General features: G+C 67.6%; 24 protein-coding genes and 1 pseudogene. 10 read left to right on the forward strand and 15 right to left on the reverse strand.

Translation table 11 applies throughout. The features are described 5' to 3' along the window. Nucleotides 1-167: 167 nt before the first annotated feature. The gene (locus tag HFP89_RS15395; RefSeq protein ID WP_168718563.1) at nucleotides 168-707 is read left to right on the forward strand and encodes a DUF1566 domain-containing protein; all 540 of its coding nucleotides are present in this window, start codon (nucleotides 168-170) and stop codon (nucleotides 705-707) included. 277 nt (nucleotides 708-984) lie between these two features. On the opposite strand, the gene HFP89_RS15400 is transcribed toward HFP89_RS15395, so the two are convergent. Both HFP89_RS15400 and HFP89_RS15405 read right to left on the reverse strand, forming a co-directional pair. Further along, nucleotides 985-1614, reverse strand: a complete 630-nt coding sequence (locus HFP89_RS15400; protein ID WP_168718564.1) for a thymidine kinase — start codon at nucleotides 1612-1614, stop codon at nucleotides 985-987. Beyond that, the gene (locus HFP89_RS15405; protein WP_168718565.1) at nucleotides 1614-2066 is read right to left on the reverse strand and encodes a hypothetical protein; all 453 of its coding nucleotides are present in this window, start codon (nucleotides 2064-2066) and stop codon (nucleotides 1614-1616) included. The genes HFP89_RS15400 and HFP89_RS15405 overlap by 1 nt, the downstream gene beginning before the upstream one ends. A gap of 167 nt (nucleotides 2067-2233) precedes the next feature. On the opposite strand from HFP89_RS15405, the gene HFP89_RS15410 reads away from it, so the two are divergent. From HFP89_RS15410 to HFP89_RS15420, 3 genes are all read left to right on the forward strand, one after another. After that, nucleotides 2234-4222, forward strand: coding sequence for a UvrD-helicase domain-containing protein (locus tag HFP89_RS15410; protein WP_168718566.1), 1989 nt, complete (start codon nucleotides 2234-2236; stop codon nucleotides 4220-4222). 432 nt (nucleotides 4223-4654) lie between these two features. After that, entirely contained in the window at nucleotides 4655-5188 is a 534-nt protein-coding gene (locus HFP89_RS15415) for a hypothetical protein (RefSeq protein ID WP_168718567.1), read from the forward strand. An 89-nt stretch (nucleotides 5189-5277) separates the two neighbouring features. Further along, on the forward strand, nucleotides 5278-6648 hold the full coding sequence (locus tag HFP89_RS15420) for an MBL fold metallo-hydrolase (RefSeq protein ID WP_168718568.1): 1371 nt from the start codon (nucleotides 5278-5280) through the stop codon (nucleotides 6646-6648). Between the two features lie 23 nt (nucleotides 6649-6671). On the opposite strand, the gene HFP89_RS15425 is transcribed toward HFP89_RS15420, so the two are convergent. Then, nucleotides 6672-7664, reverse strand: coding sequence for a bile acid:sodium symporter family protein (locus HFP89_RS15425; protein WP_206212409.1), 993 nt, complete (start codon nucleotides 7662-7664; stop codon nucleotides 6672-6674). 192 nt (nucleotides 7665-7856) lie between these two features. Here HFP89_RS15425 and HFP89_RS15430 point away from each other — a divergent pair, with 192 nt between their 5' ends. From HFP89_RS15430 to HFP89_RS15440, 3 genes are read left to right on the forward strand one after another with little or no spacing between them, the layout of a single operon-like run. Beyond that, a complete protein-coding gene (locus HFP89_RS15430; RefSeq protein ID WP_168718569.1) occupies nucleotides 7857-9092 on the forward strand; it encodes an argininosuccinate synthase in 1236 nt (411 codons plus the stop codon). A gap of 49 nt (nucleotides 9093-9141) precedes the next feature. Further along, the gene (locus tag HFP89_RS15435) at nucleotides 9142-9528 is read left to right on the forward strand and encodes a DUF302 domain-containing protein (protein WP_168718570.1); all 387 of its coding nucleotides are present in this window, start codon (nucleotides 9142-9144) and stop codon (nucleotides 9526-9528) included. A gap of 40 nt (nucleotides 9529-9568) precedes the next feature. Continuing rightward, on the forward strand, nucleotides 9569-11281 hold the full coding sequence (locus HFP89_RS15440; RefSeq protein ID WP_168718571.1) for a hypothetical protein: 1713 nt from the start codon (nucleotides 9569-9571) through the stop codon (nucleotides 11279-11281). Here HFP89_RS15440 and HFP89_RS15445 read toward each other — a convergent pair. The 3 genes and pseudogenes from HFP89_RS15445 to HFP89_RS15455 form a co-directional block, all read right to left on the reverse strand. Then, complete coding sequence (locus tag HFP89_RS15445) at nucleotides 11248-11490, reverse strand: hypothetical protein (RefSeq protein ID WP_168718572.1); 243 nt, start codon at nucleotides 11488-11490, stop codon at nucleotides 11248-11250. The genes HFP89_RS15440 and HFP89_RS15445 overlap by 34 nt on opposite strands. Before the next feature lie 401 nt (nucleotides 11491-11891). Further along, nucleotides 11892-12473, reverse strand: a pseudogene (locus HFP89_RS15450) (class I SAM-dependent methyltransferase); the annotation flags it as partial. A gap of 184 nt (nucleotides 12474-12657) precedes the next feature. Continuing rightward, nucleotides 12658-12888, reverse strand: a complete 231-nt coding sequence (locus HFP89_RS15455) for a hypothetical protein (protein WP_168718574.1) — start codon at nucleotides 12886-12888, stop codon at nucleotides 12658-12660. A 291-nt stretch (nucleotides 12889-13179) separates the two neighbouring features. Between HFP89_RS15455 and HFP89_RS15460 the strand changes: the two genes are divergently transcribed. The 3 genes from HFP89_RS15460 (at nucleotide 13180) to HFP89_RS15470 (ending at nucleotide 15395) form a co-directional block, all read left to right on the forward strand. After that, nucleotides 13180-13461, forward strand: coding sequence for a hypothetical protein (locus HFP89_RS15460; protein ID WP_346775265.1), 282 nt, complete (start codon nucleotides 13180-13182; stop codon nucleotides 13459-13461). 104 nt (nucleotides 13462-13565) lie between these two features. Next, on the forward strand, nucleotides 13566-14111 hold the full coding sequence (locus HFP89_RS15465; RefSeq protein ID WP_168718576.1) for a tetratricopeptide repeat protein: 546 nt from the start codon (nucleotides 13566-13568) through the stop codon (nucleotides 14109-14111). Between the two features lie 291 nt (nucleotides 14112-14402). Then, nucleotides 14403-15395 carry a ferrochelatase gene (locus tag HFP89_RS15470; protein ID WP_168718577.1) on the forward strand — a complete coding sequence of 331 codons (993 nt, stop codon included), beginning with the start codon at nucleotides 14403-14405 and terminating at the stop codon, nucleotides 15393-15395. A gap of 10 nt (nucleotides 15396-15405) precedes the next feature. Here HFP89_RS15470 and HFP89_RS15475 read toward each other — a convergent pair whose 3' ends face one another. The 9 genes from HFP89_RS15475 to nrdR all read right to left on the reverse strand — a co-directional run bounded on the left by HFP89_RS15475 (nucleotide 15406) and on the right by nrdR (nucleotide 22859). Further along, on the reverse strand, nucleotides 15406-16233 hold the full coding sequence (locus HFP89_RS15475; RefSeq protein ID WP_206212410.1) for a CmcJ/NvfI family oxidoreductase: 828 nt from the start codon (nucleotides 16231-16233) through the stop codon (nucleotides 15406-15408). Between the two features lie 88 nt (nucleotides 16234-16321). Next, nucleotides 16322-17776 (reverse strand): SLC13 family permease, encoded by a 1455-nt coding sequence (locus HFP89_RS15480; RefSeq protein WP_168718578.1) that lies wholly within the window; start codon nucleotides 17774-17776, stop codon nucleotides 16322-16324. Between the two features lie 144 nt (nucleotides 17777-17920). Then, nucleotides 17921-18553 (reverse strand): hypothetical protein, encoded by a 633-nt coding sequence (locus tag HFP89_RS15485; RefSeq protein WP_168718579.1) that lies wholly within the window; start codon nucleotides 18551-18553, stop codon nucleotides 17921-17923. Next, a complete protein-coding gene (gene nusB, locus HFP89_RS15490; RefSeq protein WP_168718580.1) occupies nucleotides 18525-18992 on the reverse strand; it encodes a transcription antitermination factor NusB in 468 nt (155 codons plus the stop codon). Before nusB ends, HFP89_RS15485 begins: the two co-directional genes overlap by 29 nt. Next, on the reverse strand, nucleotides 18982-19491 hold the full coding sequence (ribH, locus tag HFP89_RS15495; RefSeq protein ID WP_168718581.1) for a 6,7-dimethyl-8-ribityllumazine synthase: 510 nt from the start codon (nucleotides 19489-19491) through the stop codon (nucleotides 18982-18984). Before ribH ends, nusB begins: the two co-directional genes overlap by 11 nt. After that, nucleotides 19488-20618 carry a 3,4-dihydroxy-2-butanone-4-phosphate synthase gene (gene ribB, locus HFP89_RS15500; protein ID WP_168718582.1) on the reverse strand — a complete coding sequence of 377 codons (1131 nt, stop codon included), beginning with the start codon at nucleotides 20616-20618 and terminating at the stop codon, nucleotides 19488-19490. Before ribB ends, ribH begins: the two co-directional genes overlap by 4 nt. Further along, nucleotides 20619-21233 carry a riboflavin synthase gene (locus tag HFP89_RS15505; protein WP_168718583.1) on the reverse strand — a complete coding sequence of 205 codons (615 nt, stop codon included), beginning with the start codon at nucleotides 21231-21233 and terminating at the stop codon, nucleotides 20619-20621. It lies immediately after the preceding gene. Between the two features lie 17 nt (nucleotides 21234-21250). Beyond that, nucleotides 21251-22354 carry a bifunctional diaminohydroxyphosphoribosylaminopyrimidine deaminase/5-amino-6-(5-phosphoribosylamino)uracil reductase RibD gene (gene ribD, locus HFP89_RS15510; RefSeq protein WP_168718584.1) on the reverse strand — a complete coding sequence of 368 codons (1104 nt, stop codon included), beginning with the start codon at nucleotides 22352-22354 and terminating at the stop codon, nucleotides 21251-21253. Beyond that, on the reverse strand, nucleotides 22347-22859 hold the full coding sequence (gene nrdR / locus HFP89_RS15515) for a transcriptional regulator NrdR (RefSeq protein WP_168718585.1): 513 nt from the start codon (nucleotides 22857-22859) through the stop codon (nucleotides 22347-22349). Before nrdR ends, ribD begins: the two co-directional genes overlap by 8 nt. Between the last annotated feature and the right edge of the window lie 719 nt (nucleotides 22860-23578).

The raw sequence follows: 23578 nt of genomic DNA on the forward strand, positions 1-23578 counted from the left end.
CCGGCGATCGCGATCGGCCACTTCCCGTTCACCGACGGGACCTACTGGACCGACACGCCGATGGCCGCGCAGCCCGATTCGGCCTGGGTGGTGGACTTCGTCGACGGCGCGGCGGTGGTGGAACTGAAATCGACCGGGCAGAAGGTCCGGCTGGTGCGGGAGATTCCATGATGACCATCCACAAGACCCTGCAGTTCGGACTGCTGCTCGCTGCAGCGGCGCTGACTCCGACGGCCCTCGCCCAGTGCGCCGGCGGCAACGAGAACGGCTTCGTGCCGGCCAGCACGCCGAGCGAGGACTTCCGCGAACAGGCCGACGGCACGGTCCTCCACACCCCGAGCCGGCGCGTCTGGCAGCGCTGCGCCCTGGGCCAGAGTTGGGACGGGACGACCTGCACCGGGACCGCGACCCGGCTGAGCTGGTCGGCGGCGCTGGCCGCGGCCGAGGCGCACGAACAGGCCGGCTTCGACGACTGGCGCGTGCCGAACCGCAACGAGCTGGCCGCCATCCTGGAGGACCGCTGCTTCGGTCCCGCGCTGAATGCCGTGGCCTTTCCGGTCGCGCCGGTCGACGGCTACTGGACCTCCTCACCGGTGACCGACGGCCTCGAACAGGCCTGGCGCATCGACTTCGTCGACGGCCTCATCGAGCCGGCCTCGACCGGCACCCAGCAGGTCGTGCGGCTGGTCCGCGGCGGGCCGTGGTGATGCCGACGGGGCGGGGCTCAAGGGCGCTGCCGGGCACGCCCTCGAGCGACCGCCGTCTCCCGGGTCGAGGGGTCAACAACCAGGAGCGAGTGGGGCGCCGGCGCCTCCGGGCCAATGTCGCCGGGTCGCGACCATTCGCTCCTGCTTGCTGATCCCTTGGTCCGGATGGGGGCGGGGAGTTCGAATCAGGGATCAGGGATCAGGCGCGAGATGATGGATCGCGGGCATGGTGGATCGGACGCAGGTGGGCGGTCGACTCGGCCAGGCTCCCTGCTGTTCAGTCCCTGGCCTCTTTGCGCTGCGTCTCGAGCATTCTTGCCCGTTCGCCGCCGAAGAACACCCGTTTGAATTCTGCCCGGCTGACGGGCACGTAGCGGTCGTTGCCGCCGATCTCGACCTGGGCGCCGTCGGTGATGGCGCGGCCGGTGTCGTCGACGCGCACGACCATCGTGGCCTTCGAGCCGGTGTGGCAGATGGTCTTGAGTTCCTTCAGTTCATCGGCCCAGGCCAGCAGGTACTGGCTGCCGGTGAACAGCTCGCCGCGGAAGTCCGTGCGAAGGCCGAAGGCCAGCACGGGGATGCCGAGCCGGTCGACGACCTCGCCGAGCTGGTGGACCTGGTCGCGCGACAGGAACTGGGCCTCGTCGACCAGCACGCAGGCGATCGGGCCGCGGGCCTCGAGGTCGGCCTCGACGGTGGCCAGCAGGTTCTCATCGGCTTCGAACGCGAAGGCCTCGGCTTCCAGGCCGATGCGTGAGCGCACCGTTCCACGGCCGGCCCGGTCATCGAGCGCCGGGGTCAGCAGGTACGGCCGCAGGCCGCGCTCGCGGTAGTTGTGCGCCGACTGCAGCAGGACCGTGGTCTTGCCGGCGTTCATCGTCGAGTAATAGAAGTACAGCTTGGCCATCAGGGCATGCGGATCCAGACCTGCACGGTGTCCAGTTCCGGCCGGTCGTCCAGCCAGGCCTCGAGTTCGGCGACCAGTTCGTCGCAGGCCGCGCAGTCGGCGCGGCCGTAGAGCACCAGTACGATCCGTTCCTTCGGCAGGTCGTCCCGGGTGACCGGCTCGCCGTCCGGCGTCCGGGCGTTTTCCAGCAGCACCTCGAGCTCGACCATCGATCGGTCGATGCGGAAGGCATCGATCAGCAGGTTCAGCTGGCGCTCGAAGCCGGTCCGGATACCGTCCATGTGGAAGGCCGGCGAGTCGTCGCGATGGTAGACGAACAGGTGCGGCACGTTGCGGATGGCACCGCGTCGCTTGGCCTGGGCGCGCGCGTTGCCGGGCAGGCGCTGGTGTTCCAGCACGGCCGATTCGCTCTGGACCAGCTCGATCCACTCCTCGGCGGGCTCTGCCGCCACGGACGCTGCGGCGAACAGAACGAGGATCAGGAGCGCCCGCGCAATCGGGGTCGAAGGGGGAAGGGGAAGCGATCGGATCATGCCGTCGAGTATATCCGCGGGCGATGGTGAATTCCCGTCTACGCCAGTCCGGCGGGCGGCGACGGGCGGGGTAGAATGCCGCGCCTATGTCCGGACTCAACCCCCAGCAGCGCGAAGCGGTCCAGCACGTCGAAACGCCCCTGCTGGTGCTGGCCGGGGCCGGTTCCGGCAAGACCCGCGTGATCACCGAGAAGATTGCCTGGATGATCGGCCAGGGGCATTTCCGGGCCAACCAGATCGCCGCGATCACCTTCACCAACAAGGCCGCCAAGGAGATGCGCGCACGCATCGGCAAGCGGCTGAAGCGCAAGGCCGCCGAGGGCCTGACGATCTCGACCTTCCACAGTCTGGGCTGGCAGATCCTGAAGGCCGAACCCGAGGCCGCAGATCGCGCGCGCGGCATCAGTATTCTCGACCAGCACGCCTCGGCCGACCTGGTCCGCGAGCTGCTGCCCGGCCAGGTGAAGAACGAGCAGCTCTACATGACGATGTCGGCGATCGGCGCGCTGAAGGACGCCGGCATCGAGCCGGGAAGGGCGCTGGCCGACGCGACCAGTGAAGGCGAAGGCCAGGTCGCGACGATCTACCAGGCCTACCAGCAGCGGCTGCAGGAACTCAACGCGGTCGATTTCGACGACCTGATCGCGCTGCCGGCGAAAATGCTCGACCACCCGGAGCTGCGGACCCGCTGGCGGGCGAGGCTGCGCTACTTCCTGGTCGACGAAGTGCAGGACACCTCGGCGGCGCAGTACCGGCTCCTGCGGCGGCTGGCCGGGGAGTCCGGCGCGTTCACCGCGGTCGGCGACGACGACCAGTCGATCTATGGCTGGCGCGGTGCGCGGCCGGAGAATCTCGACCAGCTGAGCGTCGACTATCCCCGGCTGAAGGTCGTCAAGCTCGAGCAGAACTACCGTTCGGTCGGCAACATCCTGAATGCCGCCAACGCGGTCATCGCGCAGAATCCGCACACCCACGAAAAACGGTTGTGGAGCGAGCACGGCCCGGGCGACCTGATCGCTGTGCGCGACTATGTCGACGAGTCCGACGAGGCCGAGGGCGTGGCGCGCGATCTGACCGCCGCGCACGGCGGAACCACGATGCGCTGGGGCCAGGCCGCGATCCTGTATCGCTCCAACTTCCAGGCCCGCGAACTGGAGAAGGCGCTGCGCGAATACAACATTCCCTACCGTGTCAGCGGCGGGCCCAGCTGGTTCGATGCGCGCGAGATCCGCGACGGGCTGGCGTACCTCAAATTGATGTTCAACCCCGAGGACAATCCATCGTTCATCCGGGTCTTGAACACCCCCAGGCGCGGCGTCGGTTCCGGCTCGCTGGCCCGGCTGCTGGACTTCGCCCGGGCCTCGAAGCAGAGCCTGCTGGCGGCGGCCGACGACGGCCCGTTCCAGCGCGAACTGCCCGAGCGCGCCGCGCGCGGACTCAGAGGTTTCATCAACCTGCTGGTCGAGTTCTCCGACCGGGCCGAGCGGGCCGAGCGCGAGGAACTGGGCAGCTTGTTCCGCGAACTGCTCGAGCACGTCGGCTATTACGAGTTCCTGGACGAACAGGCCGACAACCCGGACCAGGCGCGCCGCAGAAAGCGCAGCCTCGACGACCTGGTCGGCTGGGTCGAACGGCTTTCGAAGGACTGCAGCTCGGCCGACGAACTGATCGCTCGCATCACGCTGGCCGCCGGCCCCGATGACGAGCGCGAGAACGCCGACGAAGTCCGCTTGATGACGCTGCACGCGGCCAAGGGCCTGGAGTTCCCCCGGGTCTGGCTGGTCGGGCTGGAAGAAGGCCTGATGCCGCACCGCAACAGCGTCGATGAGGGCCGCATCGAGGAAGAACGCCGGCTGATGTACGTCGGCCTGACCCGCGCCGAGCGCCAGCTGACGATCAGCTTCTGCCGCAGTCGTCGCCAGTTCGGCGAGTCCCGGAAGTGCGAGCCCAGCCGATTTCTCGACGAATTGCCCAGGGAGCTGCTCGACTGGCCGGGCAAGGACGGTCGCAAGCAGGTCGATGCGGGGGCTGCACGCGACAACATCGCCGCGTTGAAGGCCCTGCTGGAGGGCTGAGTCCGGGCATCGGACAACCGCGTCGCGCTGAAGCACCAGGGACGCGCTCCTTCATTCGAACGCCCGGCCGATCCAGCCTCGCCCGTTGCTGTTTCCGGTGCGTGCTGCCGAGGCGGCGTTCGCTGCAGCGATGCGGCTCGTTCGCTCCGGGGTCGGCGTTGCACGCAGCACGCAGCACGCCGCACGGCGCCGAGCTGTTCCCTGGTCTTCAAGCGCCGGTTCCGATCGACCGCGCACCGAACCCATGGCCAGTGGCCTGCCGTCGCGTATTTTCGCTGGACGCCGCCGCCACGCGCGCCGCAGGCGTTTCACGGCAACGCCGATGGGTTTCACGGCATCGCATTCACGCGACGTTCACCTCCGGCGCCGGCGTGTCGTAGGGTAATGGGTACACCTGACTTCGCGCGATCCGCCTGCGATAAGGAGACAGACATGAGTCATCCGATCGATCCCACTGGAGAACGCAGCAATCACAAGCTGGCCGCGGTGTTCGACACGGCCACGGGAACCGACCGGGCCCGACAACGGCTGGTCGATGAAACATCGCTGAGTGCCGACCAGATCGACGTGCTCGGCCCCGACAGCGCGGAAGCCAATCGCCGCCTGCTACCGGAAAGTCGCGGCATCTGGCAGACCGTGCTGCGTTCGCACCTGGTGCTTGGGCTGGCCGGCGCCACGCTCGGCCTGGCGCTGTTCCTGATCCTGCTGCTCGGCGATATCCGGTTCGTCGTCGACAATCCGCTGCTGTCGGTGCTGGTGTTCGTGCACGTGTTCACCCTGTTCGGGCTGATGGTCGGCGGCCTGGTGTCGCTGCGGCCCGATCAGGTGCCCTACCTGCGCACCGCCCGCTCGGCGCTGGCCGCGGGCAAGTCGGTGCTGCTGGTGCACGCCGGATCCAGCGCGGAACTGGCCGAAGCCCGCTCGTTCCTGAAGCAGCCCGCGCTGAAGACCGTTCGAACGGCCTGAGCCTGGGCGGGCCGTGCGGTTCGCAGCCGCGCGCCTTTTCTTTCCTCGGGTTCGACCCCGATCGCGAATTCACGCGAAGGAGTAATCGAATGTTCGTCGAGAAGATCAAGAGTGACGGCCTTGCCCACCTTTCCTGGGTGATCGGCGGCGACGGCGAGGCGGCGGTCATCGACCCCCGCCGCGACTGCGAGGTCTATTCCGACATCGCCGCGGCGAATGGATGCCGCATCACGCATGTCTTCGAGACCCATCGCAACGAGGACCTGCTGTCCGGGGCCCGCATCCTGGCCGAGCGCACCGGTGCGAAGGTCGTCCACGGACCGAACGCGGCCGGCGACGTCGTTTATGCCGAGACCGCGCGCGACGGGGATGAATTCGACATCGGCAGTGTACGGATCCGCGTGCTGGAAACGCCGGGGCATACCGACGACAGCCTGTCGTTCGCCTACTACGACACCCTGTTCGGAGACGAGGCGGTGGGCGTGTTCACCGGCGATACGCTGTTCGTCGGCGACGTCGGTCGAACCGACTTCTATCCCGATCGCAAGCGCGAGGTCGCGGGTCTGCTCTACGACAGCCTGCAGAAACTGCTCGCGCTGGGCGACCAGGCCGTCCTTCACCCTGCGCACGGTGCAGGTTCGGTCTGCGGCGACGCCATGGCCGACCGCGAGGTCTCGACGCTCGGCTACGAGCGTCTCAACAACCCCCGCCTGCAGATCGACGACCGCGAGACCTTCATCGACGAAAAGGTTGCCGAACACCACCGCCAGCCGCCGTACTTCCGCCACATGGAGGCCGGCAACCTGAAAGGTGCATCGGCGATCGTCCGTCCGGTTCGTCCCGCGGCGATGGCCGTCGACAGCTTCGAGGCGGCAGTCGATGGCCGGGTCGTGCTCGATGTGCGCAGCGCTTCGGCCTATCTCGGCGCACACCTGCCTTCGAGCCTTGCGATTCCGGAGAGCATGATCGCCAGCTTTGCCGGCTGGTTCCTTTCGCCGGACGACGAGCTGCTGCTGGTGGTCGAGGATGCCGACCAGGCCGAGCGCGCGGCTCGCTCGCTGGCCCGGATCGGCTTCGACCAGGTTCACGGCCATCTCGTCCCGTCGCTGCCCGACTGGGCCGCGGCCGGTCACCGCTTCGACCGCGTGCCGGTGATCGACACCGGCGAAGTGAAGCGCCGGGTGGAGCAGGATCCGCCGAACTGGGTCCTGCTCGACGTACGCGACGACAACGAGCTGGAATCGGGTCGTGTGCCGGGCTCGGTGCACGCCTACGTCGGTGAACTGCCCGAGCGGCTCGAGACCCTGGACCGCGATCGCGACTACACGGTGATGTGCGGCAGCGGCAGCCGCGCGACGATCGCGGCCAGCCTGCTGCTGCGAAACGGCTTCGAGAACGTCGACCTGTACCTGGGCTCGTTCTCGGCCTGGGCGGGCCGAGGGCTGGAAACCGCGCAGTAACGAACGGGCCCGGCTCGGTTCTTTCAGTCCGGCCGGCGTCCGCCGTGGTCGTCGGGAAAGCCGACGTCGTCGGGGACATGCAGCGGCAGTTCTCCTTTTTCCGGGCGCAGGCGCACGTGTGCGTGGCGGCGGCCGATGACGACCAGCGCGCCGGCCGAGGCGAACATCAGCAGGCCGTAGAGCGCCGAGGGCATCGCGATGTCGGCCGAACCCAGCAGCGTCAGCGTGACGGTCAATCCGATCGTCGAGTTCTTGATTCCGAGTTCCATGGCCAGCGTCAGGCCGTCGACGAAGTCGTGGCCGGCCCACTTCGCGATCGCGAGGCCGGCCCCGATCCCGAGCAGGTTCAAGGCGATCACGGACGGCCCGGCCTCGACCAGCAGTTCGCCCAGATGATCGCGGGTCTGGATCACGATCAGGACGACCAGGGCGAACAGGACCAGCATGCCGAAGGCGCCCACTGCGCCTTCCAGCCGGCCGGCCAGCTCCGCCTTCCAGGCCCGCAGGGCCATGCCCAGCATCACCGGCACGAAGACCAGCGCCAGCAGCATCGCGATCGTCTGCGTGATCGGCAGCTGCAGCGTCGAATCGAGGCTGCGCTCGGTGAACAGCTCGATCGCCCAGTTGGCGAACAAGGGAAGGGTCAGTACGGTGATCAGGCTGGCCGCGGCCGTCATCAGGATCGACAGCGCCAGGTTGCCCCTGGCCAGGAACGCGAACACGTTCGAGGTCGTTCCGCCCGGGCAGGCCGCGATGATGACCAGGCCGACGGCAATCGCCGGCGGCAGCTGCAGCGCCCAGGCCAGCGCGAAGCCGACCGCAGGCATCAGCACGATCTGCGCCAGCGTGCCGAGGATCAGCGCGCGCGGGTAGTAGACCACGTTGTGGAAATCGCGCAGGCGCAGCGTGAGGCCGACGCCGGTCATGATGATGAACAACGAGATCGGCAGCCCGACCTGGATCAGCGTGTTCCCCTGCAGCGCGTTGGCGAGGGTGGTGTCGGCCGGGTTGCTCACGAAGGTCCTCGTCTGGGCGGCTTCCCGCGCAACGCCTGGTACGCGAGCGACGGGTCGCAGCTACGGCATCATCTTACGCGGTCTGCGTGGCGCCGGCTTCACGGCTTCGAATGCGCCCCGACCGAGGCGGCCGTCAATTCCAGGGCAGCGGCTTGGTATGCTCGAGGTGCCTCTCACCTCGAGCCCGAAAGAATGTCTTCGAAAACGGTCGTCCTTGCCTACAGCGGGGGTCTCGATACCGCCTGCATCCTCAAGACGCTGATCCAGCAGGGTCACGACGTGGTCGCCTATGTCGCGAATGTCGGTCAGCTCGAGGATTTCGACGACATCGAGCGTCGAGCCCGCGCGACCGGCGCCAGCGAGGTGTTCGTCGAGGACCTGCGGCAGGAGTTCGTCACCGACTTCATCTGGCCGGCGATCGCCGGCAAGGCGGTCTACGAACATCGCTACCTGCTCGGCACTGCGCTGGCCCGACCGGTGATTGCCAGGCGGCAGGTCGAGATCGCCCGCAGCTGCGGCGCCACTGCGGTCGCCCACGGCGCAACGGGCAAGGGCAACGACCAGGTGCGCTTCGAGCTGGCCTTCGCCGCGCTGGCGCCCGATCTCGAGGTCATCGCGCCGTGGAAGGACCCCGACTTCCTGGCCCGCTTCCAGGGCCGCAGGGACCTGCTGGCCTTCGCCGCCGAGCACGAGATCCCGGTCGAGGCGACGGCCGAGAAACCGTATTCCAGCGATGAGAACCTGATGCACCGTTCCTACGAGGCCGGGATGCTCGAGGACCCGGACGCTGCCCCGCCGGCCGATATGTTCAAGCTCACTCGCGCGCTCGAAGACACGCCCGATGAGGCCGACCGCATCGTCGTGCGCTTCAAGGATGCAATGCCGATCGAGGTCGAGCATCTCGATGACGGCACGAAGACCAGCGACCCGGTCGAGCTGCTGGGCTATCTGAACGAGATCGGCGGGCGGCACGGCATCGGCCGGATCGACATCGTCGAGAATCGCTTCGTCGGCATCAAGTCGCGCGGCGTCTACGAAACACCCGGCGGCACCATCCTGCATGCCGCGCTCCGGGACCTGGAAGGCATTGCGATGGATCGCGAAGTGCGGCGTCTGCGCGACATGCTTTCGCCGCGCTTCGCCGAGATCATCTACAACGGCTTCTGGTTCTCGCCGGAAATGGACTTCATCGAAGCCGCGTTCGGCAAGTCCTCCGAGCTGATCGACGGCGAAGTCCGGCTGCGCCTGTTCAAGGGCAACGTGATCGTGGAAGGCCGTTCCAGTTCGAGTTCGCTCTATGACCCCGACCTGAGCTCGATGGACATCGCCGGCGGCTACGACCAGCAGGATGCGCGCGGCTTCATCCGGGTCAACGCCCTGCGCCTGACCGCGCACCGCCTCATCCTGGAGCAGAGCGAAGACGATTGATCCGCTCCGGACCAGGGGAATCGCCAAACGAATCGAACAGGAGAATCGCATGACCTACCACATCTCGAAAATCATCGATGTCCCGTTGGACCAGGCACGCCAACGCGCGATCGATGCACTGGCCGATGCCGGCTTCGGCGTGCTGACCGAAATCGACGTCCGGGCGACGATGAAGAAGAAGCTCGACCGCGACATGCCACCCTACGTGATTCTCGGCGCCTGCAATCCGGAAATGGCCTGGCAGGCCATGCAGCACGAGCCGAAGATCGGAACGATGCTGCCGTGCAATGTCATCGTTCGCGAAATCGGCGACGGTCGCTGCGAGGTCTCCGCGGTCGATCCGGAAGCCTCCATGCAGGCAATCGAGAACGAACGGCTCACGGCCGTGGCCGGGGATGTCAGGTCGCGGCTGGAAAGCGTGATCGAAGCGCTCTGACCCCGCGGCGCGTCGAGCCACACGACCCGGGCACCTTGCGATGCAGGCATTGCTGGACTACTGCTCCTCCCAGTCCGGCATGGTGGTGGTGCCGATCGAGGTGCTGTCCGAGGCGGGGCTGGACCCGGTTGCACGGACCGCCTTGCTCGAGCGAGGCCTGCTGACGCAGTTCGAGTGCGAGCGCATCGACGCGATGATCACCGCGTACTGCACCCGCGCCAGGACCCTGGCCGGGGCCTCGCGGCAGTGGTTTCCGCCCCGGGTCCAGCACCTGTGCCTGGTGCGCGACGGGGTCAGGACGCGGCCGTACTTCCAGCCGTTTCACGCCAGCAGCTGGTTGCTGTACAGCGACGACATCGCCGAGGCGACGTCCAGCCTCGAGTTCGCGATCTTCCTGCTGTTCCAGGCCGAGCGGCAGTACCTGCAGCAGCAGGTCGGTGCCAGCCTGCTGACCAACCTGCCGTACCTGCTGATCCTCAATGCCGAGCAGCTCGCGGACTTCCTCGAAGGGTGCCGGCGCACGACCCGGCCGGACGCCGAAGGCTACCGCGCGCTGGCCGAGGCGCTGCCATGGATCCGCGAGCTGCATCACGAGCGGTTCAACCCGCCCGTGCCGCGTCGTTCCGGCGACCGGCGCCTGGCCAACGGTCTGATCGTCACGCCCGAGCAGCAGCAGCGGCTCGACACCCTGCACCGGCGCTGGATGGCGTCGATCGAGTCGGTGGTCGTTGCGCATCGCGCCTCGACCGGCGCGCCATCGGCCGCGTCCGGCCGCAAGCTGCTGGAGTGGCTGGAGGCCGCGTCGCCGCACCTGGTGCTGACCGGCGAGCGCGGTGAAGTGCTCTGGTCGGGCTCGGGCGCCGACGGCGATGCGCTGGGCCGACTGGCCTCGCGGCTGTCGCCCGAAGCCGAACGCTCGGTGCTCGCGGATCTCGCGGTCATCGACGGCAAGAGCCGCTTGTTCCTCCGCTCCCTCGCCGACCCGGACGACCTTGCCCGGCCGGCGGCCTGGATGAGCGAAGGCGGCCTGAGTTACCTCCACGGTGACACGCTTCGCATCGCCTATTCGCTGACCGACGATCCGGGTCGCCTGTGGCAGGTCTCACCGCCTTACGAGCGATTGATGCTGGCCGCGCGCACGATCCACGAGTGGGGGCACCAGGCGGCCGAATCCGGTTGGGTCCGGGTCGATCCGCGGCGGATCGACGAACGCCGGGCGCACGAACAAGCGCTGGTCGAGCTGCTCGACCGGATCGTGGAGGATCTACCCGTTTCGATGAAGCCGGCGCTGGTCGCCGCGCTCGGCCCGCCCCGGGCCTCGGGCGAAACACCCGGTCGGCGGATGTTGCGCGGCCTGCTGCTGCGGATCGACGACTACAAGGCCAATCGCCTGGCGCGGCACTACCTGACCGACCAGGAAATGGACACCTACGTCCGCAACAACGTGGGATCGCGACTGCTGGCCTACGCGCCCGAGCAGGCCTTGACGCACCTGCTGCGCGTGGCCTACGAGTACCAGTACCTCGAGCTGTCGAGCATCCGCGATCCGATCGACTGGTTCATGAACAGCACCTGGTTCGAGCCGCTGTTCGTCGCACCCGGCATCCTCGGGATGGAGGATTTCCACGACCTGACCGACCGGATCGGTCGGATCTGCGACTGCTACGCGATCGACCCCGAACGGATCAGCGTTCCGCGGCAGGCGGATCGAGGGTCGACTCAATCGATGGGGCCGCTGTCGTCGTCGGACTGACGATTCGGCACTGCGATGGCGGTCCAGGCCGTGGCCGTCGACAGGATCAGCAGGATGACCAGGGCGATGCCGGCCAGCGCCAGCTCCGGGAGATTCGTGAAGAACACCAGGTAGACCCAGAACGGCGTCAGGACCGCGATCAATGCGACGACGATGACGGTACGGAAGCCGGCGGTCCCGACCCATGATGTGTTCTTGTCCGGCTCCACGATGCCTGGTCTCCCGGTGGATGTCGATTCGAGCAGGTATCGTAAGCCATTCGTTCGGCCGGCGTGTCCACGACGGGTTGTCGGGCGCGGTTTCCTGCCATGCCGTACAATGCGCGCGGCGCGCTGGGGCGGGAAACCGACAATCAACATCCTGCACGGCATTCTTGAGGCGGATTTCAAGAACCTGCCGCAAGTTCATAAGATGCTGAAAGTTATAAAAATAAATCGGATTTTTCTGCAAAAAGGTGTTGACAGCAGGGTGGGAACGGGCGCAATCTGATCCTGACGCGGAAGCCTCACAAGGGTGAAGCGGCGCTAGAAGGCTCGATCCAGCGAGATCTGGCGGCAAACGTGGAAACTGTTCGCAGGAACCGGGTTTGCTGAGCATCAGGTGACCAGCGCTAGCGCTCCAATCTCAAATTATCCGCGGACAAGCCCCGGTTCCAGAAGACCGGGGTTTTGTTATGTGGGGTTCCCGATATCCGCCCGAGTGTCGTTCCCACCTCGCCGGGATCGGCCTGCTTCGTGGATCGGTCCGGACGACCGGCTCCGGCCGGTTTCTCGAACACCATGAAATTCTTTTGCGGCAGCACATCCTCGGTGCGCAGGTGCCGGCGTCCAGCCGCGCCCATTTCCTTCACCGCCGGCGCCTCGCTCCGCTTGCACAGCGGTTTGATCGGCGCGAACGGATCCGCGGCACGAGATTCGATCGGCACCAGGGTTCCGCCCGGCTTCAACGCGTCGACCATCGCCGTGCACACCTCGAACGGGTGCGAGAACTCGTGGTAGGCGTCGGCGAGCAGGAACAGGTCGACGGCGCCGGGCGGAAGGCCGGGGTCGGTGATCGAGCCGGGCACCGTCTCGATGTTGTCCGGCGACCCCTTCCGCTTGCGCGCATCGATGATGCCGAGCATTTCCTGCCGGCTGTCGATGGCCAGCAGCCGGCCGTTCGGCACGCGCCGGGCGATCGGAATGCCGAAGAAGCCGTGCCGGCATCGATGTCGGCCCCCGCGTCATGGTTCGGTCCATCGTGAAGGATGCACGGCCGCGGAGGCCCGGGCGGCTTGTCCATCGTCAGCGCAGGGAAGCCCATGCCGGTGCCGGGAACACAGGCAGGCGGCATCGGAAGCGCTCGGCTCCCGATGCGGTTCAGCGGGGGCAGGGGATCTAGGAGTGACTGCCCGCGTTGCGGCGCGGCAATGCCGAGGCGGCCCACGCGACGGCGGTCGAAAGCAACAGCACGCTGACCACCGCGATCGCTGCCATCGCGGCGACCGACAGATTGGCATTGACCAGCAGGATGACCCAGAACAGCGACACGAGGGCGATCAATGAAGATACCAGGACGGTGCGCTTGCCGGCGGTGCTCATCCAGGACATGTTCTGTTCGTTCTGCATGGTCGTGATCTCCCTGAAAACATGATTTCTTTGGCAGTGTGCGGGCCAGACTATAGAGCGCGATTCCGGGGCGGGAATTGACGGACATCAATCGGCTGGTACTTCAGAAATCTTCGATATAGCGGTGTTCGGACGATCGGTCCGCTTCGGAATCGAGGCGATCGGTGAGGCTCCTCTCGGCCTTGCCGGCCGGCATTGACAGGCCCTGTGCAACGGCTGCGCGACACTTCGACGATGAACGATGGAAGCCGCATACGAGGCGGAGGAACCTGCGAGCTGTGCCAACGGCACGTGCGCGGACTCACGCGTCACCACCTCATTCCCCAGACCCGGCACAGCAACCGTCGCAACAAGCGCGACTTCGATCGCTCGGACGTCAAGCAACGCATTGCGCGGCTGTGCCGGCCTTGCCATGCGCACGTGCACGCCACGCTCGACAACAAGCAGCTCGAGCGCGAGTTCAACACCGTCGAGGCCTTGGCGGCGCATCCGGAGATCGCGCGTTTCGTCGAGTGGATCGGCCAGCGGCCGGACGGAACGCGGGTCGTCTTCCGGCGATGGAACGCACCGTGATCCGGTGCCGGTCCGCCGAGATACGGGCTCGAAGGGTAATTTGAAGTGTGGATTCGCGGCAGGTATATTCGACGCAGGCGTTGACCGATGAGGCAGTACCGATCATGAACGGACTTCTTTCACGACTCTCGATGCTCGGCCTGGTCCTGGCGCTGGCCGGGTGCGCGAAGACGCCGCTGATCGAGGGCAATGACGCCTTTGTCAGCGGCGATTTCGAGGCCGCCGAGGCCACGTGGCTGCCCCTGGCAGCGAACGGCGACGTCGATGCCCAGCACAACCTCGGCGTGCTGCATCACCACCTCGGCGACACGGTGGCCGCTGCACGGTGGTGGCGCTCGGCGGCCGAGCAGCAGTTCGTGCCGTCGATGCGTTCGCTCGCCCGGCTCGAGCTGGCGAACGGCGATCGCACGGCCGCCGTGGCGCTGTTCCATCGCGCTGCGCGCTGGGGCGATGTCGAATCGGTCTCGGCGCTCGAGGTCCTCGGTGAACCGGTGCCGGGCGCCGATCTCTGGCGGGGGCGGATGGAGCAGCTCCGGCAGCAGCAGCGTCTCGCCGCACTGCGCCTCGACCATCGCATGTCCAGTCTTGATTCGAACGACTGGTGGGAGCCGTGGAATCGTCTCGACGAGCGGGAGGGCGCGGCGGACTAGTCGACCCACGCGTCTGCGCTGGCCAATACGCGCAGAAGAATTCGAGCCGGTCGATCAGGGCCACCGGCCGCTGCGAATCCTTACCTTCGATCGGATCCGGGCGGGGATGCGAAATCCGTCCTTCGTAGCATCCGCGGATTGCATCGTTCGACGAATCGTGTCCGGTGCTCCTGCCGGAAATCCGGAGGCGTGCTCGCTCGCGCCCGCCCGTGGTAGGTTTGTCGTGGCCTCGGTCGACGAGTCATCTTCATCGGAATCGAGGCGCTGGTCGTTCGGGAGACGCATGCAGCGATGGAGCGAGTCCGAGTCATTCTCGCCGCCCACGGCGAGGCCGAAAGCGCGGGATTCATCGAGAATTTCAAGGTCAGCCGGCATACGCTGGCGCACGCCGCCGAGGTCATGCACCTGCCGGCGCCGCTGCGGTGGGTAATCTGCTCCCTGGGCGGCCTGCGCAAGCGCCTGAAGGGCGGCCCCGGCTCGCCGCACAACGAGAACACGCGGCGCCAGGCGAGCGCGCTCCAGGCCGTGCTCGAGCAGGCCGGTGACGTCGACTATCGAGTCGAAGCCGCCTTCGCGTCCTCGCCGCCCTACGTCGAGCAGCAGCTGGCGCTGCCCGGGGGCGTCGATCACCAGGTCGTCGTCAGCATGATCCCGACCGATTCGCGCCTGTCCTGCGGCCTGGTCTGCCATGCGCTGTGCGAAGAGGCCGACGCCCCTCGGCAGAGGACCTCCATCGTCGCCCGGATGTGGGACGACGATGCGTTGACCGCGATCCACCGCGATCATGTGCTGGCCCGCTTCCCCGCGCCGGCGCCGGCCGCTCCCTGCTGCCTGGTGCTGGTGCTGCACGGTACCGTGGTCCGCGACAGGCACGGCGGACCGCCCGGTTTCCATGCCGGGATCGAGGAGAAGGACGTCTACGGCGAGGCCCTCCGCGCCGCGCTGATGGACCTTCCGGACCGGCCCTGGCAGCGGGTCGAGCTTGCCTACCTGAATCACGGCGTCGGCGGTCAGTGGTCCAGCCCCACGCTGGACGACTTGATGAAGACCCTGGCCGGCGAGGGCGTGAAGAGCGTGGTCGCCTATCCATGCGAACACCTGGTCGACGGTGGCGAGACCACCGGTCTACCGGCCGTGCTGGCCGCGACCGACGTGCCCGAGACCCACTGCCTTCCCTGCCTGAACGACCATTCCGGCTTCATCGACTACCTCGCCGCCCGGGTGCGGTCCGTCGAGCACGCGCGGCGCGAGAATCGCTGTACCCCGTGTCCGCTGAACGCCTGATCGGTCCCGGTCAGTAGAACACCAGGCAGCGCGTTTCCAGGCTTTCCCGGGCCGGCGCGTCGGCCGGTGCGCGCGGGTCCTTGCACGAGGAATGCGGGGTGAAGCGGGCGCGGCCGTCGGTCGCCGAATCGTAGGTCTTGAACAGCAGGACTTCGTCGCGGGTCATTCGGGGGTAGTAGTACCAGCGCTGGTCCGGATCGAACAGGGCGACCTGCAGTTCGCCGATGCGGTCGCGCCCCCGCCGTTCCACCGGCAGCAGGTCGTCGTCCTTGACCGTCGTGGCGTCGCACAGCACCAGCGGGTGATCGACCACCGGCGCACCGATCGGGCGCCAGGCGTTGATGATCGCGAAGCGCCGTTGCGCCAGGCGTTGCGCAACATCGGGCGCGTCGGCGAAGAAATCCAGCAAGCGCTTTTCGCCCGACGCGTGCGTATAGTCGTTGTGGACGATGCCGGCCGGGTCGCGGCTGCCCAGGGCGCGTTGTTTCGCACTCGACGAACTGCGGCGGGTATCGTCGAAGACATCCACGCGGCGACAACCGGTGAGGCGTTCGAGCAGCGTCGTCAGCTCGGCGTGGTAGAGGGCCTGCAGTGCTTCGTCGTCGTAGAAGTCCGGCACTTCGCTCTTGTGGGCACGCAGGCGGAACCCCTCGCGATCGAGGTCGGCGGCCGGCCGTTCGCGCCGGGCATCATGGATCTCGACCTCGTGGTTCCGGTAGTTTCCGACGTGCTCGGTCCGGTCGCCGCCGCCTTTCGAGGGGATATAGACCCTCGGGCCCGAGCGGTCGCCGAGGAACTTCAGCTGCGCCTTCAGCGGCAGTTCGGTAGAGGCGGCCATCAGCGCGCCCGGTACAAGGCCGGGCCGGTCGAGAATGGGCAGCCGATCCGATCCATGCGGCAATTCATCCGACCAAACATTCGATCGATCATCCGAATCGCACCACGACCACCGCCGTGATCACCGCCGCCCCGATCAGGTTCATGACGAAACCCTCCGCCGCCATGGTCCGGATCGGAACGCGTCCCGATCCGTAGATCACGGCGTTCGGCGCAGTCGCGACCGGCAGCATGAACGCGCACGATGCGCTGATGGCTGCCGGGACCATCAGCAGTTCGGGCGGCACTTCGGAGGCGATGGCAGTGGCGGCCAGGACCGGCATCAGCAGCGAGCTGGTCGCGGTGTTGCTGGTCATTTCGGTCAGGAAGGTCACGCCGAGCGCGATGGAAAGGACCATCAACCAGGGCGGCAGCGTGGCCAGTGCGGTCAGCTGGGTGGCGACAGCGTCGCTGAGCCCGGTCTCGATGAACCCCCGCGCGATCGTGATGCCGCCAGCGAACAGGATCAGCACGCCCCAGGGAATCCGACCGGCGGTCTCCCAGTCGAGCAGGCGTTCGGCGGTCCGGTTGCCGTTCGCGTCGCGTTTGCCGCTGGGGATGCAGCACAGCGCCACCACGGCCAGCATGGCCACGGCCGCGTCGTTGGCGTAGGGCAGGTCCAGCGCGGCCTGCCAGCCGCCGAACGGGGCGGTGCGGGTCATCCAGAGCGCGGCGGTGATGACGAAGACGATCATCACCCGCTTCTCGGCCACCTGCCAGGCGCCGGGCCGCTCCATGGCCGGCAGTGCACCGGACGCCACGCGGCGGGTCAGCCAGAGAAACATCAGCGGCAACATGATCAAGACCACCGGCAATCCCCAGCTCATCCACAGCGGGAACGAGGTGGTGGTACCGAACTGGTCGTTGACGACCTGCATGTAGACCAGGTTCGGTGGGGTGCCGATCGGCGTGCCGGTGCCGCCGAGGCTCGCCGAGTAGGCGATGCCGAGCAAGAGCGGAATCGTCAGCGGCACGAAGCGCTTGTCCTCGAGCACGGCGAGTGCGACCGGCAGCAGCATCAGCGTGGTGGCGGTGTTCGAGATCCACATCGACAGGAACGCCGCGGCCAGCATGAAGCCGAGCACCAGGCCGCGCTGGCCGAGCTTCGCGCAGGCGTGGATCATGACCAGCGCGAGGCGGCGATGCGCGCCGGATTTCGCCAGCGCCCCGGACAGCATGAAACCGCCCATCAGCAGCAGGATCAGCGGCGAGCCGTAGCTCTGCGCGACCTGGGTCGGCGTCAGCGCGCCGCCGAGCGGCAGCAGCGCCATCGGCAGCAGCGAGGTGACCGGAATCGGCACCGGCTCGGTCAGCCACCAGACCGCGCACCAGGCCGTGACGGCCGCGACCACCGAGGCGGGCGTCGACAGCTGCCAGACCTCCAGCGCGATCCACCCGGTCACGAGCGCGACCAGCGGGCCGAGCGCCAGGAACAGCGGGGTCAGACGGGACGGTGCGTCGTCGGCGAGCGCGGGTTCGCAACCGTCGTTCGGGCGGTCGGTCATGGTGTCGTGACTACTCGGCAATCCCTGGCGTCGAGGGTAGCCGATCGGAGGGCGGCGGTTCGATCGGATCGAGCGGGGTGGATCGGGACGATCCGTGCTGTACGAACCCCCGGTCTTCCGTCGATCCGCTGCGGCGGACGCCGTTCAGTCGTCGTCGGGCAGGGCCTGCAGGCTGCGGATGGTCTCGGGAATCGGGGCGATGGTGACGTCGTTTGCGCCACGCTCGACGAAGAACACGTAGCCGGAGTTGATGCCGACCAGGTAGGCCTCGACGATCTCGCCGTCGCCGAAGGTGATGCGGGTATCCGGATCCATTTCGCCGGCCGCGAGGTCTCGACTCTGGGCAAAACCCTGGCCCAGGCCCAGGCCGAGGAAGGCGCAGAACAGCGCCAGCATGCACATCGGAAGCCAGACCTTGCCGATCGGCTGCTCGCGCAGGCCCTTGTTCTTCTCGGTCGGTTTCTTCCGGGCGAGGTAGCGCATGAACTTCAGGTACGGCCACAGCACCAGCGGCACCCCGATCACGACCGCCAGCACTTCGATATCGCCGGTGACCAGCGCGATCGGGCTGAGCAGCACGTCGAGCACGTTGGAGTAGTCGATGATGTTGACGCCGAGCAGCGCGAAATGGATCGATTCGCTGGCAATCCCCAGCAGCAGCAGGTAGACGTACCCCAGCGGCAGCAGTTCGCCGGGCGGCGGAAGCCCGAGCGACTCCAGGAACCCCGGTTCCTCTTCGTCGCGATCGTTACTGCTGTTGCTGCTGTTCGGCGGCATGTTCGATCGGCCGGGCTTCGCGGGCAAGGCGGTCGAGCACGCCGTTGACGAAGGTATGTCCCTGTTCGGCGCCGAAGCGATGGGCCAGTTCCACCGCCTCGTCGAGGACGACGCGGTAGGGGATCTCGATGTGGTTGACCAGTTCGGCGGCGCCGATCCGCAGGATCACCCGCTCCATCTGGTCGAGGTTGACGTCCAGCCGCGTCAGGTGGGGCTTGAGCTTCTCGTCCAGCGCATCGCCCTGGGCGATGACTTCCCGGACCAGCTGCTCGAAATAGTCCTGGTCGACGCCGTCGAAGCTCTGTTCTTCGATGAACTGCTGGATGATGCTGTTTGCCGAGTCGTCGTTGAGCTGCCACTGATACAGCGCCTGCAGCGCGCGACGCCGAGCGCGACGGCGCGGCTCGAACGGGCTTTCATTGCGGCGCTTACCGGGCATCGACGGGGTCTCCGTTCATGTCGACGTCCATCAGGTCGACGATGTCGTCGCCCAGGGCGGCCATTTCGAGCGCGGCCAGCGCGACCTCGCGGCCCTTGTTCTTGCGCATCGGGTCGGCGCGGTCGCGGGCCTGCTCGCCGTTTTCGGGAGTGAGTACGCCGAAGGCGATCGGCACGCCGGTGCCCAGCGCGGCTTCGCCCAGCCCGCGGGCACACTCGGCGCTGATGAAGTCGAAGTGCGCGGTCTCGCCGCGGATCACCGCGCCGAGCGCGATGACCGCGTCGTAGCGGCCGGTCTCGGCCAGCTGGGCGCAGGCCAGCGGCAGCTCCCAGGCGCCCGGCACGCGGACCAGGGTGATGTGGTCATCGCGCACATCCTGCGCGCGCAGCGTCTGCAGGCAGCCGTCGAGCAGCATCTCGACGACCTCCTCGTTGAAGCGCGCCGCGACGATCGCGATGCGGCGGTTGCGGCCGTCGGGTTTCGGGTCGATGCGGTTCATTTCGGGGGATCGTCCTCGGGAACGACGTAGTCGGTGATCTCCAGGCCGAAGCCGTCGAGCGCGTGCAGGCGCTTCGGGGCGCCGAACACCTGCATCCGCCGGACGCCCATCTCGGCCAGGATCTGCGCGGCGATGCCGTAGCTGCGCAGTTCGCTGGCGGCCCGGTCCTTGCCTTCCTCGCCGCTGCCTGCGCCGTGCGCCTGGGCGCCCAGCAGCCCGGCCAGCCGGTCGCTGTCGGATTCATCATAGCCCAGCACCAGTGCCAGCCCCTCGCCGCGGCGCGCGATGTCGGCCAGCGCAGCGTCCAGCGGCATGCCGAAGCCGGGTTCGGTCAGGCCGAGCACGTCGCCGAGCAGTTCGGGCACGTGCACGCGGACCGGGAAGGAACGCTCCGGGACGATCTCGCCGCGCTGCAGGGCCCAGTGGAGCTTCTGATTGATGCGGTCGCGGAACACCTTCAGTTCGAACGGGCCGTGCGCGGTCCCGACGGTCTGGGTATGCACGCACTCGACGTTCTGCTCGGTGCCGAGCCGGTAGCGGATCAGGTCGGCCACGCTGCCCATCTTCAGTCCGTGCTCCCGAGCGAAGGCCTCGAGCTCGGGACGGCGCGCCATGGTGCCGTCCTCGTTGAGGATTTCGACCAGCACCCCGGCCGGTTCCAGCCCGGCCAGCAGGGCCAGGTCGAGGCTGGCCTCGGTATGGCCGGCGCGGGCGAGCACGCCGCCGGGCTGGGCCATCAGCGGAAACACGTGGCCCGGCTGGTTCAGGTGCGCCGGCATCGCGTCGGGTCGCACCGCCGTGCGGATGGTGTGGGCGCGATCGTAGGCCGAAATGCCGGTGGTCACGCCCTCGGCAGCCTCGATCGACACGGTGAAGTTGGTCTGGTGGTGGCGGTCGGTATCGCGCACCATCAATTGCAGGCCGAGCTGCTGGCAGCGCTCGCGGGTCAGCGACAGGCAGATCAGCCCGCGTCCGTAGCGGGCCATGAAGTTGATGGCCTCGGGCGTGACCAGGCTGCCGGCCATGATCAGGTCGCCCTCGTTTTCGCGATCCTCGTCATCGAGCATCACGACCATCTTGCCGGCCTTGATGTCTTCGAGGATGGACTCGATCGAATCGAAGTTCATTCAGGAATTCCGTGGTTCGGACGGGCGGGTCTCGAGCAGCCGCTCCAGGATGCGGGCGAGCTGGTCGACTTCCAGGTTGACCGCGTCGCCGGTGTCCAGTCGACCCAGCGTCGTGACCGCCAGCGTGTGCGGGATCAGATTCAGTTCGAAGGTGGTGTCACCGACCTTGTTCACGGTCAGACTGACGCCGTCGAGCGTCACCGACCCCTTGTGCGAAATATACCGCGCCAGCGCGACGGGTACCTCGAAACGCATCCGGCGATTGTCGCCGTCGGCATGCTGCTCGACCAGTCGGGCCAGGCCGTCGACGTGGCCCGACACCAGGTGGCCGCCCAGCGGATCCCCGGCCCGCAGCGCCGGCTCCAGGTTCACCGTGCTGCCGGTCTCGAGTCGGCCCAGCGAGGTCAGGTCCAGGGTCTCGTGGGATACATCGGCAGCGAACCGGGCGCCGCTGGGCGCCAGGGCGGTCAGACAGACCCCGTTGACGGCCACGCTGTCGCCCTCGTGCAGGCCGAAATCGGCGATGGCCTCGGCCTCGATGATCATCCGGCGGCCGGCCGGGCTGGGCGTCGTGTCGGCGATGCGGCCAAGGGCCTTGACGATTCCGGTGAACATGAGGTGGTTCCGTGAATTCAGCGGTTGCGGGCCGGACGCAGGCGGATGCGGAGGTCGGCGCCCACCCGGCGCGTTTCGATCGGGACCATATGGAGGCGCTGGTCGAATTTTTCCACGCCCGGCAGCGCCACCAGCGGTGCCCCGGCGCCGATCAGGCTGGGCGCCTGGTACAGCAGCAGCTCGTCGACCCGGCCGGCGGCCAGCAGCGCGCCGGTCAGCGTCGGCCCGGCCTCGACGTGCAGCTCGTTGATCTCCCGCCGGCCGAGCTCGGCCAGCAGTTCGTCGAGATCGACCCGGCCGTCGGGGTTCAGCAGGCCGCTCAGCGTTTCGCAGTGGTCCGGCAGGTCGGCGATCGGCGCACGGCCGACGCGCAGCACCGGCGATCCCGTGCCGAACAGGCGGGCCCCGGGTTTCAGGCGGTCGTTCGGATCGAGCACGATCAACCGGCGGGGCGCGAGATCGACGCCTTCGAGTCGCACGTCCAGTCGCGGGTCGTCGGCCAGCACGGTACCGATGCCGGTCAGCAGGCCATCGGCGCGGGCCCGCCAGCGGTGGCCGTCGAGCCGTGCGGTCTCGCCGGTAATCCACTTCGACACGCCGTCCGGGCCCACCGTGCGGCCGTCCAGCGAAGCGGCCAGCTTGGCCCGGACGAACGGCCGGCCGGTCTCCATCCGCGACAGGAAGCCCGGGTTCAGATCACGCGCCTCGGCCGTCATCAGCCCGTGGTCGGTTTCGATGCCGGCTTCGCGCAGGCGGGCCAGGCCGCGCCCGGAAACGGCCGGATGCGGGTCGATGATCGCGGCGACCACGCGGGCCACGCCACCCTGGATCAGCGCCTCGGTGCACGGCGGTGTGCGGCCGTGGTGGTTGCAGGGTTCCAGCGTGATGTAGGCCGTTGCGCCGCGTGCGGCGCTGCCGGCGTCGCGCAGCGCGTGAACTTCGGCATGCGGCTCACCGGCGCGTTCGTGCCAGCCGCGGCCGACGACCCGCTCGCCCTGGGCGATCACGCAGCCGACGCGGGGATTGGGGTGGGCGGTCCAGAGTCCCCTTGCTGCCAGGCGCAAGGCCTCGCCCATGTGGGCATGGTCGACGGCGCTGAAACCCGGTGCCGGCTCAGTCATCACCATCGCGCTGACCGAGCAGCTGGATCTGGCGCGTATCCAGCGCGCCCGGATGCTCGCGCTCCAGGCGCTCGATTTCCTCGCGGAAGGCCTGCACGTCCTCGAAGCGGCGATACACCGAGGCGAAGCGCACATAGGCCACCTGGTCGAGTCTGGCCAGCTCGGTGGCCACCCAGTCGCCGATCGACGACGAAGGCACCTCGGGTTCTTCCAGGGTGCGGATCTTGCGCAGCAGATCGCGCAGCGCGCGCTCGACCTGCTGCGTCTCCACCGGACGCTTTTCCAGCGCCCGCTGCATTCCGCGCCGGAGCTTTTCCTCGTCGAAGGCCTCGCGCGAGCCGTTGGACTTGATCACGTTCGGCGCCTTCAGCGCCGGCGCCTCGAAGGTATTGAACCGCGCCCCGCAGTGCGCACACTCCCGCCGCCGACGGATCTGGTAGCCGTCGGAGGTCAGGCGTGAATCGACCACGCGCGTGTCGGTGTGATTGCAGAAAGGGCACCACATGCGGTGTGGTTGTCCTGGGCGGTTCGGGAATGGCGGTAGTTTACCGGGATGTGGTCGATGGCGTTCCGGCCTGGGGGCTTTTGTCGATCGCGACAAAAGCAGGTAAAAGCGCTTTTCAAAGGCGGCGGAACGGGCAGTGGCTTTCGGACTGCGTCGGTGGGCCGGTGGTCGACCCGCGCCCTTGCTCACTCCGGCTGCGGTTTACAGTGGCCCCGGATGCAACCCAGAAGCCAGGGCCAGGCCGACGAGGCGCTGGTCGGCCACAAGCGGCTGAGAGGTGGTTTGCTTTCTTCGCGTCTTGCTGGAGCCGCGTCCGGCGGCTGTGCCGGGGTTCGGGCTACAAGCGTTTCGCCACGCGGACTTCGTCCGCTTTCTGGCGACCTACTTTTGTCAATCGCGACAAAAGTAGGCAAAAGCGCTCTTACAGGCGGCTGAACGCGAAGGGGCTTTCGAAGAACTCCGGTGGGCCGGTGTCTGCGAAGCGGCCGGGCTCGCTCCGGCTGCGGTTTACAGTGGCCCCGGATGCATCCGAGAAGCCAGGGCCAGGTCGAGTCGTCGCTGGTCGGCCACAGCCTTTGGCTGAGAGGTGGTTTGCTTTCTTCGCGTCTTGCCGGAGCCGTGTCTGGCGGCTGTGCCGGGGTTCTGGCTACAGGCGTTTCGCCACGCGGACTTCGTCCGCTTTCTGGCGACCTACTTTTGTCAGTCGCGACAAAAGTAGG

It is taken from the genome of Wenzhouxiangella sp. XN79A, assembly GCF_012272825.1.
Classification (GTDB): domain Bacteria; phylum Pseudomonadota; class Gammaproteobacteria; order Xanthomonadales; family Wenzhouxiangellaceae.